At 38.4% G+C, this 12,625-nt stretch carries 14 protein-coding genes and 1 other annotated feature; of the genes, 12 read left to right on the top strand and 2 right to left on the bottom strand.

Features of this window, described 5'->3' with window-relative positions:
* The gene (locus tag JW886_RS08690; RefSeq protein ID WP_205871880.1) at window positions 1-690 is read left to right on the top strand and encodes an HAD family hydrolase; all 690 of its coding nucleotides are present in this window, start codon (window positions 1-3) and stop codon (window positions 688-690) included.
* 32 nt (window positions 691-722) lie between these two features.
* Here JW886_RS08690 and JW886_RS08685 read toward each other — a convergent pair whose 3' ends face one another.
* Window positions 723-1,271: a hypothetical protein gene (locus JW886_RS08685; protein ID WP_205871879.1), complete on the bottom strand. Its 549-nt coding sequence runs from the start codon at window positions 1,269-1,271 to the stop codon at window positions 723-725.
* Between the two features lie 398 nt (window positions 1,272-1,669).
* On the opposite strand from JW886_RS08685, the gene JW886_RS08680 reads away from it, so the two are divergent.
* The 11 genes from JW886_RS08680 (at window position 1,670) to JW886_RS08630 (ending at window position 12,128) form a co-directional block, all read left to right on the top strand.
* Window positions 1,670-3,007, top strand: a complete 1,338-nt coding sequence (locus tag JW886_RS08680; protein ID WP_205871878.1) for an FAD-dependent oxidoreductase — start codon at window positions 1,670-1,672, stop codon at window positions 3,005-3,007.
* A gap of 27 nt (window positions 3,008-3,034) precedes the next feature.
* Window positions 3,035-3,670 carry a hypothetical protein gene (locus JW886_RS08675; RefSeq protein WP_205871877.1) on the top strand — a complete coding sequence of 212 codons (636 nt, stop codon included), beginning with the start codon at window positions 3,035-3,037 and terminating at the stop codon, window positions 3,668-3,670.
* A 21-nt stretch (window positions 3,671-3,691) separates the two neighbouring features.
* Window positions 3,692-3,817: a sequence feature (ribosomal protein L20 leader region), on the top strand.
* A 54-nt stretch (window positions 3,818-3,871) separates the two neighbouring features.
* A complete protein-coding gene (gene infC, locus JW886_RS08670) occupies window positions 3,872-4,366 on the top strand; it encodes a translation initiation factor IF-3 (RefSeq protein WP_075525291.1) in 495 nt (164 codons plus the stop codon).
* A 126-nt stretch (window positions 4,367-4,492) separates the two neighbouring features.
* Window positions 4,493-4,693: a 50S ribosomal protein L35 gene (gene rpmI / locus JW886_RS08665; protein WP_075525290.1), complete on the top strand. Its 201-nt coding sequence runs from the start codon at window positions 4,493-4,495 to the stop codon at window positions 4,691-4,693.
* Between the two features lie 221 nt (window positions 4,694-4,914).
* Complete coding sequence (rplT, locus tag JW886_RS08660; protein ID WP_075525289.1) at window positions 4,915-5,274, top strand: 50S ribosomal protein L20; 360 nt, start codon at window positions 4,915-4,917, stop codon at window positions 5,272-5,274.
* 200 nt (window positions 5,275-5,474) lie between these two features.
* Window positions 5,475-6,491 carry an ABC transporter ATP-binding protein gene (locus JW886_RS08655; protein ID WP_205872509.1) on the top strand — a complete coding sequence of 339 codons (1,017 nt, stop codon included), beginning with the start codon at window positions 5,475-5,477 and terminating at the stop codon, window positions 6,489-6,491.
* Window positions 6,488-7,447 carry a murein tripeptide/oligopeptide ABC transporter ATP-binding protein OppF gene (gene oppF, locus JW886_RS08650; protein WP_205871876.1) on the top strand — a complete coding sequence of 320 codons (960 nt, stop codon included), beginning with the start codon at window positions 6,488-6,490 and terminating at the stop codon, window positions 7,445-7,447. Before JW886_RS08655 ends, oppF begins: the two co-directional genes overlap by 4 nt.
* Window positions 7,428-8,387 (top strand): murein tripeptide/oligopeptide ABC transporter permease OppB, encoded by a 960-nt coding sequence (gene oppB, locus JW886_RS08645; RefSeq protein WP_205871875.1) that lies wholly within the window; start codon window positions 7,428-7,430, stop codon window positions 8,385-8,387. The genes oppF and oppB overlap by 20 nt, the downstream gene beginning before the upstream one ends.
* Window positions 8,388-8,396: 9 nt before the next feature.
* Complete coding sequence (gene oppC, locus JW886_RS08640; protein ID WP_205871874.1) at window positions 8,397-9,281, top strand: murein tripeptide/oligopeptide ABC transporter permease OppC; 885 nt, start codon at window positions 8,397-8,399, stop codon at window positions 9,279-9,281.
* A gap of 99 nt (window positions 9,282-9,380) precedes the next feature.
* Window positions 9,381-11,183 carry an oligopeptide ABC transporter substrate-binding protein gene (locus tag JW886_RS08635; protein ID WP_205871873.1) on the top strand — a complete coding sequence of 601 codons (1,803 nt, stop codon included), beginning with the start codon at window positions 9,381-9,383 and terminating at the stop codon, window positions 11,181-11,183.
* Between the two features lie 177 nt (window positions 11,184-11,360).
* Entirely contained in the window at window positions 11,361-12,128 is a 768-nt protein-coding gene (locus tag JW886_RS08630) for a tyrosine-protein phosphatase (RefSeq protein ID WP_338092708.1), read from the top strand.
* Window positions 12,129-12,168: 40 nt separating this feature from the next.
* Here JW886_RS08630 and JW886_RS08625 read toward each other — a convergent pair whose 3' ends face one another.
* Window positions 12,169-12,606 (bottom strand): universal stress protein, encoded by a 438-nt coding sequence (locus JW886_RS08625; protein ID WP_075525282.1) that lies wholly within the window; start codon window positions 12,604-12,606, stop codon window positions 12,169-12,171.
* Between the last annotated feature and the right edge of the window lie 19 nt (window positions 12,607-12,625).

Below are 12,625 nucleotides of genomic sequence, written 5' to 3'. Positions count from 1 at the left end.
ATGACGGACATAAAAAACATCATCTTCGATTGGGATAATACCCTTTTTCCCTTCAAAGAAAAGTATTGGGAGAGTGCTCACCGCAAACTCTTTAAAGCGGCCTATGATTTGGAAGAAGAAGCGCTAGATCAGTTCATGGTAAAATATCATGAATTTGATGAGCAACTTTGGCCGAAAGTTCATGCGCATCAACTGACTATTGCTGAGTTACGCGAAGAGCGCTTGCGCCTGACTTTAAAATACTTTGGAAAACCCATCGATGAATCAGAAGTGAAAGGCTTCTTTGCGAAGTTCCTCTTAACTTTATTTGATGAGATTTGTCCTGATCCAGTATTACTTGAGACAATGCAACAGCTCTCAAAAAACTATAATATTGCGCTATTAAGTAATGGTGGACATGTGGAACAACGAGAAAAATTACGACGCGCAGGTTTTGATGGACTTTTTCCTACTTATATTTCGGGAGAGACGGGTTTTTTGAAACCTGACCCCCGTGCTTTTACACACCTTCTTGAAAAAGAAAGCTTTGAGGCATCCGAAACTTTAATGGTTGGTGATTTAGTAGAACATGATATCTTACCTGCTCAATCTTTAGGTTTAAAAACAGCTTATCTTGGTCCAAAAAAAGGCACAGGAGCAGACTTTGAATATAGGACATTGGCACAATTTTTTAAAGCTTTCCTCAAATAAAAAAGGGGCCTAAGGACCCTTATAAAAATTTTTTAGTGAAGTGTTAGGGGCTGATCCGTAAGATGAAGGACATCTACTGACAGCTTGGTCAGCAGATAAATACCATTCTTATCAAAATTAACCACCATCTTTTCAAATTGACCAGATACCTGCTCAATATAAAAAGTAAAGGCGCCGCTAAGATTGCCCGTTACAACAAGAGCGAGGGTGCGTTCTGGGTCATCCATGACCTTTAACCAAAGGTGAGTATTAAGAATGTACTGAATGCCAGGTTCGTTGTTTAAAATTAAGAGATGCGGAAAGTCTAATTCCGTACCACTGACAGGTTCACCTTCTAAAGGGTAGACCATAGGATCAATCTCATCATAAGCAATCAAGTCATCTAAGACGTCGCTGACAAGTTGAGTGGTCATTGCTCGGTCACTGGCAGGAATAATTACTGGCGAAGTTTTACTGACCGATCCGTCAGTAATATAGAGTTCATTCATCAAACCCATACCAAACATTTGTTTTCGATGATTGGACCAGTTTTGCGTTTTTTTGATTTCTTCTGAGAGGTGGCTTAAGTCAATCCGGGTCATGTATAATCTCCTTTCAATCAAGTTTTTTAAGTATTTAAAATTAATCATTTTTCTGCGCTTTCCTCAATAGGACGTGGGAGTAGGGAGAGGCTGCAGGGTGAGATCGTCCATCACTTGATAGGGGCGTTCGATTTTATCCGAATTCGGATGCTGATGCTTTATCGTGATGACCGTTACGTAGCTATTGTTGTTCATAAGTCTCTCCTTTTTAGTGATTTATAATAATTTTATCATTTTTTTATCATTTAAAGAAACGATATGTTCCATGATTTACGGTTGGAGTGATCCAAACGGTTATAAAAAGAAGACAACATTTATAGAAAAGCCAGTGGACTTAGTGTAAAATAAAGTTAAGTCAAGTCCGGTTTATTAATAAAACGAATGATAAGGAGAAACGCATGAAAGTAGTCATCGTTGGGGGATCTCATGCCGGTATTGCCTGTGCACGCCGCGCCCGTAAGAACTATCCCGATGCAGAAATTGTCCTTTATGAAAAACAAAAGCAGTTAGGATTTATTGCTCAGAGTATTCCTTGGTATTTGATGGGAAGAGAAGATTTACTTGAGCATGCCACCTATACCACTGTCGAAGAACTTCAAGCCCAAGGGATTACGACTTTTACCGAAACCACAGTACGGACGATTGACACGAAGCAAAAACAACTTTTTATCACAAAGGAAAACAGTCAAAATATTGAGGCTATCTCCTATGATAAATTAGTGCTGGCAACAGGTTCTTATCCCTTGTTACCAATGTTTAGCGCAGAGAATCAAGAGCGTGTGATTGTCATCAAAAATATGGAAGATGCCCAGCGTGTGAAAGCTTTATTTGAGACCGCCAAAAAAGTGATTGTTGTTGGTGGCGGGTTTATCGGCGTTGAAATTGCCCGAATTTTTGCAGCACGTCAGATAGGAGTGGCGCTCATCCAAGCCCATCATTATCTTCTGGATCGTTACTTAGATGAACCAGCAGCACGCTGCATTGAAGATAACTTGCAACGCGAAGGCGTTCAACTTCACCTTTCTACTTTTCCGATTGATATTCGGCAGGAGAATGGTCAACTTCATCTTTATACAGATCAATATGATAAAATTGAAGCAGACGCGATTATTTATTCAGTGGGCTTTCGTCCCAATTCTTTTCTGCTAGCTAATCAGGTTATTCTTGGAGATATGGGGGCTATTGAAGTAGATGAGTACATGCGCAGTAGTCAGCCAGATGTTTTTGCAATTGGTGATTGTGCCACTTCAAAAGTGGCCCATCTGAAGGAGAATAAATATCTCCCCCATGCGAGTGAAGCAATCCGGCAAGGCCAAATCGCTGCACTTAACTTGGTAGCACCACGACAAAAAATCCGTCCAACACAAGGAACTTATAGTATGAACCTTGAGGAACACACCGTATGTGCGACAGGTCTTACACGGAAAAAAGCTCAAGAAGCAGGCTTTGACTGTGACCAAGTGCATTATAAAAACGCCTCTCTTACAGGAAAAAGTTATACGAATATCTGGTTAACTTATGAAAAAGGTAGCCATAAAATTCTTGGTGCTCAGGTTGAAGGAACCACAGTGGGGATTGCAAGTTATGCTGATTTATTCTCTTTAGCTATCCAAAATGACCTGCGAACCGAAGACCTGGAGTTTAGTGATTTTTATTTTAAACACGGTTATAAAAATCCTGAAGGAATGATCAATACCTTAGCGGAACTTGTCCGCGATAAAGATCCACTCATTTGAAAAAATAAAGGAGTAAAGGAGGAGCATATGATTCAAGTTGAAGATACCAAGTATGATGACTTAGCCTATTGTCACCAATTACTCTCGGCTTTGGAACAACTTGAGCAAAATAAAAACACGCGGGCAAAATTGAAAGAAAAATTTCAAAAGCAAATGCAAGTTAAAAGCCGACTTTTTGCTTGGGGAAGTGTGTGCTTCGTTCCTCTTTTTACACTTTTATTGCTTAGCTTGAGCTTACTAAAGTCAAGCTTTGGGAAGACACAATTTTTGATTTTAAGTGGCGGTGCTTTGCTTTATCTGCTGGACCTCTTATGGTGGAAATACAGAGGTAAAAAAAGACTCGCATTACACAAAGAGATAATGTTTCGCACCGAGCGCTCAAAAATTGATCAGTTTTCGCAACGTTTAACCACGAGCGAACCTCTCGCCAATCCTCGCCTGCCCCAGCAGTATCTTACACCAGAAATGGTGCGGCAAATTATCGCTTATCTTAACAAAAGACACGCTGGCTTTTTGGAAGAAGCGATTTATATGATGGAACTTGATTTGCGCCACACAAAATATAACAAAGATGCCCTACCAATAGAGCAAGTGCTCCAATCAGAGAATGAAGGCTTACAGAAAAAACAAGGAAATCAAGAAAAAAAGCTTGACAAGATTTAAAATAACTGATAGAATAATAGAGTTGAAAAGCAGAAGCACCCGCTTCTCGCCTTAGTGGTTATAGCCCTGGGCAAACGAATGGAATTATTCAAAAACGAATGTTTTCATGAGCGGGGCGAGATTGTCGTTCCGCTTTTGTTTTTCTTAAATATCATATTTAGAAGGAGAACGAATATAGCTAAACAAGACAATAGAAAACCTATGATGAACGGTGCAATCCGTGCTCGTGAGGTTCGTCTCATCGGCGCTGAGGGTGAACAATTAGGTGTCACACCAACGTCTGAGGCGCTGATGCAAGCTGAAAATCTTAACATGGATTTGGTTTTGATTTCAAATCAAGAACCACCTGTTGCAAAAATCATGGATTATACAAAATTCATGTTTGAGCAAAAGAAAAAGCAAAAAGAAGCGAAGAAGAAACAAGCTGTTGTTTCTGTCAAAGAAGTACGTTTATCACCAGTGATTGACCAAAATGACTTTGACACAAAACTTCGTCAAGCTATCAAGTTCCTTGAAAAAGGGGACAAAGTTAAGGTTTCAATCCGATTCAAAGGTCGGATGATTACTCACCAAGATGTGGGTCGTCAAGTGATGGACAAGTTCGCGCAAGCAACAAAAGATGTTGCTGTTGTTGAACAAAGAGCCAAAATGGATGGACGCCAAATGTTCTTGCAACTTGCTCCTATCAAAAAATAGGAAGCTTTGCCATTGGAGCCATCAAGAAGGGAAAATCGCCCTTCGCCCTTTCTTTCTTGCTAGGTCTTGATAGAAAGGACATGGAAGTGAGCTTTCATGTATTGATATAAATTAAGGAGAATTATAATGCCAAAACAAAAAACTCACCGCGCATCTGCTAAACGTTTCAAACGTACTGGTTCAGGCGGTCTTAAACGCTTCCGCGCTTACACTTCTCACCGTTTCCACGGTAAAACTGTGAAACAACGTCGTCAACTTCGTAAAGCTTCTATGGTTTCTAAAGGTGACTTCAAACGTATCCGTCGCATGGTTGCGACTATGAAATAATTTCCAAAGGAATTATTTCAAGTAACAGTCTGGGAGACTGTTACGGTAGGAGCAAGCCCTGCAGGAGCGTAGCGACTAAAGGGACTATGAAATAACTCAACTGATTTTAGAAATTCATCTAGACAGTTGAACTTTAAATTTTCTTGCTTCAATTAAAATTAAAAATAAATTTGTCTTTGAAGACAAAATTGAAATCTACTAAGAATTAAAGGAGAACACACATGGCACGTGTTAAAAATAGTGTTGCTACACGTAAACGTCGCAAACGCGTATTGAAACTTGCAAAAGGTTACTACGGAGCTAAACATAAACTCTTCAAGACTGCTAAAGAGCAAGTCATGAACTCATACTACTACGCTTTCCGCGACCGTCGTCAAAAGAAACGCGACTTCCGTAAATTGTGGATTGCACGTATCAATGCAGCTGCACGTATGAATGGACTTTCATACAGCAAAATGATGCACGGTTTGAAATTAGCTGAAATCGAAGTGAACCGTAAAATGCTTGCTGACTTGGCTGTTGCTGATGCAGCTGCATTCACTTCACTTGCAGAAGAAGCTAAGAAAGCTTTGGCTAAATAATTACATTAAAATCTATCCTTTGATAGATTTTTTTTTACCTCTGTTTAGGCAGAGGTTTTTTTATATGTTATTTTGCTTTCTAAATTGTTGCAACAATTTAGAAAAAGGTGTATAATTCAAAATACCTTGAAATAAAAGTAACTTTAGTTACGTTGTAGAAGTTTTTGTTTGATTAATATTATAAAAGTAAAGTTGGTGAGATAATGGGTAGTAATATTTTAGAAGCAAAGCAAGTAAGTGTTGCATTTAGAATTGATGGTGTCTTGCAAACTGCAGTTCATCACATCAATCTGGAAGTGAGAAGAAATGAAGTTTTAGCTATTGTTGGGGAATCGGGTTCTGGCAAATCAACATTCGCAACTGCTGTCATGGGGTTGCATAATTCCAAGCAAACTCAAATCACTGGCTCTATTTTATTGGATGGGGAAGAAGTGATCGGTAAAACGGGTGTTTCCATGGCAAGTATTCGAGGAAGTAAAGTTGGAATGATTTTTCAAAATCCACTCACTGCGCTTAATCCATTGATGAAAATTGGGCAGCAAATCAAGGAAATGTTGGCCGTACATGATGTCTATCCAGAAAGTCAGTATGAAAGTAGAAGCTTTCAACTTTTAGAACAAGTAGGAATTCCAAATCCCAAACGAGTCGTTAATCAATTCCCCCACCAACTTTCAGGCGGGATGAGACAAAGAGTAATGATTGCAATAGCCATTGCCAATGACCCAGATTTGATTATTGCTGATGAGCCAACGACTGCCTTAGACGTTACCATTCAAGCTCAGATTTTAGACTTGATTTTAGAAGTACAGAAGAAGAAGAATGCTGGGGTTATTCTAATTACTCATGATTTAGGGGTTGTTGCTGAAGTTGCTGATACAGTGGCGGTGATGTATGCCGGACAACTCGTCGAAAAAGCTTCTGTTGAAGAGCTTTTTCAAAATCCCAAACATCCATACACCCGGTCACTTTTGCGTTCAAATCCATCTGCCGAAACAGTTTCGGATGATTTATATGTGATTCCAGGGTCTGTGCCTTCTCTGTCAGAAATTGAGTATGACAAAGATTTATTTCTCGCTCGAGTGCCTTGGATGAAAGAAGAAGCTCAAAAAGTAATTTCGGAAAAAATGACTGAAATTTCTCCAAATCATTTTGTTCGAGGTCAGGCTTGGAAAAAATTTGAATTTCCAGATCAAAAATTGAAAGGGGGTGAAAAGTGAGCGAAATTCTTAATTTAAAGGACTTAAAAGTTTATTATCCTATTCGATCTGGTTTCTTTAATCGAGTGACAGATAATGTTTTAGCTGTTGACGGAGTAGATTTAACGATTCATGAAGGAGAAACTGTCGGTTTAGTTGGTGAATCTGGCTCTGGAAAATCAACGATTGGCAAAACAATTGTTGGTTTAGAACAAATGACATCAGGACAATTGATTTACAAAGGACAAGATGTCAGCAAGAAAAAGATAAGAAACCAGCTCAAATACAATAAAGATGTTCAAATGATTTTTCAAGATGCATTTTCGAGTTTGAATCCACGGAAAACAATTTACGATATCATTGCGGAGCCTATTCGAAATTTTGAAAAATTAGATGCTAATACAGAAAATAAACGGATTCATGAATTATTGGATATTGTTGGACTACCTAAACAAGCTTTAGAACAGTATCCTTTCCAATTTTCTGGAGGACAACAACAAAGAATTGGAATCGCACGGGCAGTTGCTACTAATCCTAAGTTAATTGTGGCAGATGAACCAGTTTCAGCATTAGACTTATCTGTTCAAGCTCAAGTTTTGAATTTCATGAAGCTCATTCAAAAAGACTTAGGAATTGCTTTTCTCTTTATTTCTCATGATTTAGGGGTTGTCCGCCATATGACGGATAATATTGCGGTCATGCACAACGGTCGAATTGTCGAAAAAGGAAGACGAAGAGATATTTTTGATGAGCCACAGCACATTTATACTAAACGACTCTTATCTGCCATTCCTTCGATTGATGTGACAAGAAGAGCGGAAAATCGGGAAAACCGTCTAAAAGTTGAACAAGACTTTGAAGATAAAAAAGCAAATTTTTACGACAAAGACGGACACGCTTTGCCCTTACAAAAATTAAGTGAAAGTCATTGGGCCGCTTTGCCAAAAGGAGGGGAAAATGTGGAAAGTAATTATTAGACGTGTTTTATTGATGATTCCTCAATTATTTATCTTGAGTATCCTTGTTTTCTTCTTTGCTAAATTGATGCCTGGTGATCCATTTTCAGGTTTGATTGGTCCTCATACTGACCCACATGAAGTTGAGGCATTAAGACGGGCAGCAGGTTTATATGACCCTTGGTGGGAGCAGTATCTCAGGTGGTTAGGGCATGCCATTCATGGAAATTTAGGAATGTCCTATAATCTGCACGAGCCTGTGACGACTGTCATTGGACAAAGAGCGGTTAATACTTTTTGGATGTCACTTTTGTCAGTTATTTTAACTTACTTAATTGCTATTCCGATGTCAATAGTTGCAGCTCGAAATGAAGGAAAATGGCAAGACCAATTGTGGTTGACCTATAATTCAATTACTTTTGGTATTCCACCTTACGTATTCTACCTGTTGATTATCTTTATCTTTGGTTATAGTCTTAATTGGTTTCCGACAGGCGGGACGGTGAGTCCAAATGCAATGGGAGCAATTCCTGTTTTCTTTAGTAAGATTTATCATATGATTCTTCCAGCTTTTAGCTTGGCGGTATTTGGAACGGTAGGAATCTTTACTTACTTCCGCTCAGGAATTTTAGATGAACAAACACAAGATTATGTACGAACGGCTCGAGCCAAAGGGGTCAAGGAAAGCGTGATTTTTAGACGTCATATTTTGAGAAATGCCTCATTACCAATTGCTTCTAATTTTGGATTTGTGATTACTGGACTCTTGGGAGGAGCAATCTTTGCTGAAACAATTTTTGGCTATCCTGGCTTAGGACAACTTTTTATTACTTCAATCACTGGGCGAGATTATTCAATGATTACGGCTTTGATTTTATTAAATGGTTTTTTGGGACTTCTTGGAGCCCTCCTGTCGGATATTATCATGGCAATGGTTGACCCACGAATTCGGATTCAATAAGGAGTGAAAATGACAGAAAAAAAACACAAAAATTCTTTATCATTAGTTTACTCAATCAAAGAAGAACTAAAGAATGACAAATTAGCAATGATTTCAACACTTTTCCTAGTTGCTGTCTTTCTAATCGTTTATATTTACTCGATGTTTTTAAAAAAAGCAACTTATGTTGATGTTAATATTATGGATCAGTATCTTGCACCACTGACAAATGGACATTTACTGGGGACTGATAATGGTGGGCGAGATATTATCATGATGCTGATGATTTCTGCGCGAAATTCTTTCAATATCGCTTTTGCGGTTACGCTTATCACTTTAGTTGTGGGAAATATCTTAGGTGTGATAACGGGATACTTTGGGGGAAGATTTGATTTAATCTTCATGCGTTTCACTGATTTTGTCATGATTTTACCATCATTGATGATTATTATTGTTTTTGTGACCATTATCCCGCGTTTTAATTCTTGGTCTTTGATTGGAATTATCAGTATCTTTAGTTGGATAGGGACAACGCGTTTGATTCGGGCAAGGACAATGACGGAAGTCAACCGAGATTATGTTCGAGCATCAAAAACTTCGGGAACCTCTGATTTTAAAATTATGTTTCGGGAAATATGGCCCAATTTATCAACCTTAGTCATTGCTGAAGCAACGCTTGTTTTTGCTGGGAATATTGGTTTAGAAACAGGACTTTCTTTCTTAGGTTTTGGCCTTCCAGCGGGAACACCTTCTTTGGGGACAATGATTAATGAAGCGACTAATCCAGAGACAATGACTGATAAGCCTTGGACTTGGGTTCCGGCAACAGTGGTTATCCTAACTGTGGTGCTTGCCATTATCTTTATCGGGAATGCGCTAAGACGAGTAGCTGACCAAAGACAATCGTTAAGATAAACATCATTCAAAAGTGATAAAGGATGTTCATCTATTGAAAATGGATATGATGATTTAAATATTATATTAGAAATAAAAGAAATTATTGGAGAAACTAAGATGAAAAAACTAAAAGTAACTTTATTGGCAAGTAGTGTAGTTTTAGCAGCTGCACTCCTAAGCGCTTGTGGCTCTAATCAAAGCTCGAGTACAAGTACGAAAAAATTAAAAGCAGGGGATTTCGATGTTGCATATCAAAATCCAGACAAAGCAATCAAAGGTGGGAATTTGAAAATCGCTTATCAGAGTGATTCACCGATGAAAGCTGAATGGTTGGCAGGACTTTCTGATGATGCCACCTTTGGTACAATGTCTGGACCTGCAGGTGGTCAAGATGCGCTCTTCTTTACTAACAGTTCCTTTAAATTTATCAATGGGGGACCTGCTAATGTCAGTCTTGACCAAAAAGCTAAAACAGCAACGATTACGCTTCGTAAAGATTTGAAATGGTCGGATGGTTCAGAAGTAACGGCTAAAGATTATGAATTTACTTATGAAACGATTGCTAATCCTGCTTATGGTTCTGACCGTTGGACGGATTCTCTGGCGAATATTGTTGGCTTAAGTGATTATCATGCGGGTAAAGCTAAAACAATCTCAGGCATTACTTTTCCAGATGGTGAAAACGGAAAAGTCATCAAGGTTCAATTTAAAGAAATGAAACCGGGGATGACTCAATCAGGAAATGGTTACTTCCTTGAAACGGTAGCGCCTTATCAATATTTGAAAGATGTTGCCCCTAAAGACTTGGCTTCTAGTCCCAAAACAACCACAAAACCTTTAGTTACAGGACCTTTCAAACCTGAAAATGTTGTTGCTGGTGAATCTATTAAGTATGTCCCAAATCCATACTATTGGGGTGAAAAACCAAAACTAAATTCGATTACTTATGAAATTGTGTCAACAGCAAAATCAGTTGCAGCCCTTTCTGCGCATAAGTATGATTTTATCAATGATATGCGTGAAAGTCAGTATAAACAAGCCAAAGCTGTCAAGGGTTACAAAATTTTGGGTCAGCAAGAACTCTATATTTCACTGATGTACTATAATCTTGGACATTATGACACTAAAAATTCAATTAATGTCCAAGACCGTAAAACACCTTTGCAAGATCAAAAAGTTCGTGAGGCTATTGGATATGCTCGGAATGTCGCGCAAGTAGAAGATAAATTCTCAAATGGACTAGCCACTGCAGCAAATGGATTGATTCCACCCATCTTCAAGCAATTTACGAGTTCATCAGTTAAAGGATATGAAAAACAAGACCTGGATAAAGCGAATAAGCTCTTGGATGAAGACGGTTGGAAATTGAATAAATCTACTGGATACCGTGAAAAAGACGGCAAAGAATTATCGCTTGTTTATGCGGCTCGCGTAGGAGATGCGAATTCTGAAACTATTGCCCAAAACTACATCCAACAATGGAAGAAAATTGGTGTGAAAGTTAGTCTTTACAATGGTAAATTGATGGAATTTAATTCTTGGGTGGATCATATGACCACTCCTCCAGGAGCAAATGACTGGGATATTACTGATGGTGCTTGGTCGCTTTCATCAGAACCTTCGCAACAAGATTTGTTCTCAGCAGCAGCACCTTACAACTTTGGTCACTTTAATGACCCTGAAATCACAAAAGATTTAAATGATATTGATTCTACCAAAGCGAAAGATCCCGCTTACCGTAAAGCAGCTTTTGTTAAATATCAAGAAGATATGAATAAAAAAGCTTATGTTATTCCAACGGCTTATGCTATCAATTACACGCCAGTCAATAAACGTGTGGTTGGGATGACACTGGACTACGGTGCAATGAATACTTGGTCAAAAATTGGCGTTTCTTCTAATAAGTTAGCTACCAAGTGATTTTAATTAACTAATGTTTACAAATTTTTTGTAAAATTTCCCTCACTTTAGTTTGTAATTCTAAAGTCAAAGAAGCTCAAATCTTAGATTTGAGCTTCTTTTGTGCACTGATGTTTAAAATTTAGCATGATGAATAAAAAATTAACGCTTTTAAAAATGATATAATAAAGGGAACTGATGGTGGATAGAAGGGGAGATATGTTAGTAAATTTTAGAGATATTCAGGCACAAAGTTCAAAAGAATCTCGACTAAAAAAGAATCTATTTTTTAGAGGAGGCCAGTTGACTGATTTAACAGCTGAGGATAAAAAAATTCTTACTGATAAGTTTCAAATTGGGAAGATTTATGATTTTAGGGGGCAAGAAGAAGTCACTACTCAACCAGATGTCTCCCTCGATGGTGTGAATTATGAAAATATAGATATTCTAGCTTCTGCGACTTCAGGAAATAGCGGCTCCTTGCAGGACATGATTATTAATGCCACAGATATTCGTGAAGCGATGATGAAAACTTATGAAAGTATTGTCATCAGCGAGTCTGCCTTAGAAGGTTATCGCACCTTTTTACTTGATCTTTTAGACCAAAAACAAGCTGTTTATTTTCATTGTTTTGCTGGAAAAGATAGAACAGGATTTGCTGCCGCCTTGCTTTTAAGATTATCAGGAGCTTCTGATGAGGAAATAATGAAAGATTATCTCAAAACAAACAGTGCTCGCAAAGAGGTCAATCAAGAAATCATTAATGCAGTGAAAGCAACGCTCACTGAAGATCAAATTGAGGGCTTACAGATTGCACTTACTGTGGATAAGAATTACTTGCTTCATGCGAGAGAAATTATGAACAAACATTTTGGGTCTTTTGAGGGTTACTTAAGAGAAGGGCTTGCGCTTGAGAAGGATTACATGGAGTATTTTCAAGCGCTTTATTTAAATCAAAAAGCATAGCAAATAAAAAAGGAGCGGTTTAAGGCTCCTTTTTTTCGTTTTAGTCGCGAACTACGAGGACGTCGCACGGTGCATTCTTAATGATGTAATCGGCAACGGATCCAATGAAGATTCTTTCAATGTAAGAAAGACCAGTTGCTCCAAGAACAATAAGGTTAATGTTTTCTTCTTTTGGTAGGGTTTGACCAAGCATGATTTTTGGTGAACCAAATTCCACACGTGTTTTAACGTTTTTCACACCCGCTTTTTTTGCTTCTTCTGCAAAGTCGCGGATGAGATTTTCAGCACCTTTATGCGTGTCATCAGCTACAACAGAGTCATAAGCTGAGATCGATTGGAAGGCACGGAGGTCAATAATATTGGCAATGACCAGTTCAGCATCGTTACGAATAGCAGTAGCAACAGCTTTATCGAAGGCTTTAGTAGCTTCTACGGAACCATCAAGACCAACAAGGATTTTTTTATAGTTGTCTAACATAGGCGACTCCTCCATCAAT

The sequence above is a fragment of the Lactococcus taiwanensis genome (assembly GCF_017068355.1).
Classification (GTDB): Bacteria; Bacillota; Bacilli; order Lactobacillales; family Streptococcaceae; genus Lactococcus; species Lactococcus taiwanensis.
This window is presented reverse-complemented; position numbering and strand designations above follow the sequence as displayed.

What these genes read in the sequence shown, in the direction of transcription:
- JW886_RS08690 (WP_205871880.1), top strand. Translation starts at nt 1, where the DNA reads ATGACGGACATAAAAAACATCATCTTCGATTGGGATAATACCCTTTTT.
- JW886_RS08685 (WP_205871879.1), bottom strand. Translation starts at nt 1,271, where the DNA reads ATGACCCGGATTGACTTAAGCCACCTCTCAGAAGAAATCAAAAAAACG.
- JW886_RS08680 (WP_205871878.1), top strand. Translation starts at nt 1,670, where the DNA reads ATGAAAGTAGTCATCGTTGGGGGATCTCATGCCGGTATTGCCTGTGCA.
- JW886_RS08675 (WP_205871877.1), top strand. Translation starts at nt 3,035, where the DNA reads ATGATTCAAGTTGAAGATACCAAGTATGATGACTTAGCCTATTGTCAC.
- infC (WP_075525291.1), top strand. Translation starts at nt 3,872, where the DNA reads ATGATGAACGGTGCAATCCGTGCTCGTGAGGTTCGTCTCATCGGCGCT.
- rpmI (WP_075525290.1), top strand. Translation starts at nt 4,493, where the DNA reads ATGCCAAAACAAAAAACTCACCGCGCATCTGCTAAACGTTTCAAACGT.
- rplT (WP_075525289.1), top strand. Translation starts at nt 4,915, where the DNA reads ATGGCACGTGTTAAAAATAGTGTTGCTACACGTAAACGTCGCAAACGC.
- oppB (WP_205871875.1), top strand. Translation starts at nt 7,428, where the DNA reads ATGTGGAAAGTAATTATTAGACGTGTTTTATTGATGATTCCTCAATTA.
- oppC (WP_205871874.1), top strand. Translation starts at nt 8,397, where the DNA reads ATGACAGAAAAAAAACACAAAAATTCTTTATCATTAGTTTACTCAATC.
- JW886_RS08635 (WP_205871873.1), top strand. Translation starts at nt 9,381, where the DNA reads ATGAAAAAACTAAAAGTAACTTTATTGGCAAGTAGTGTAGTTTTAGCA.
- JW886_RS08630 (WP_338092708.1), top strand. Translation starts at nt 11,361, where the DNA reads ATGGTGGATAGAAGGGGAGATATGTTAGTAAATTTTAGAGATATTCAG.
- JW886_RS08625 (WP_075525282.1), bottom strand. Translation starts at nt 12,606, where the DNA reads ATGTTAGACAACTATAAAAAAATCCTTGTTGGTCTTGATGGTTCCGTA.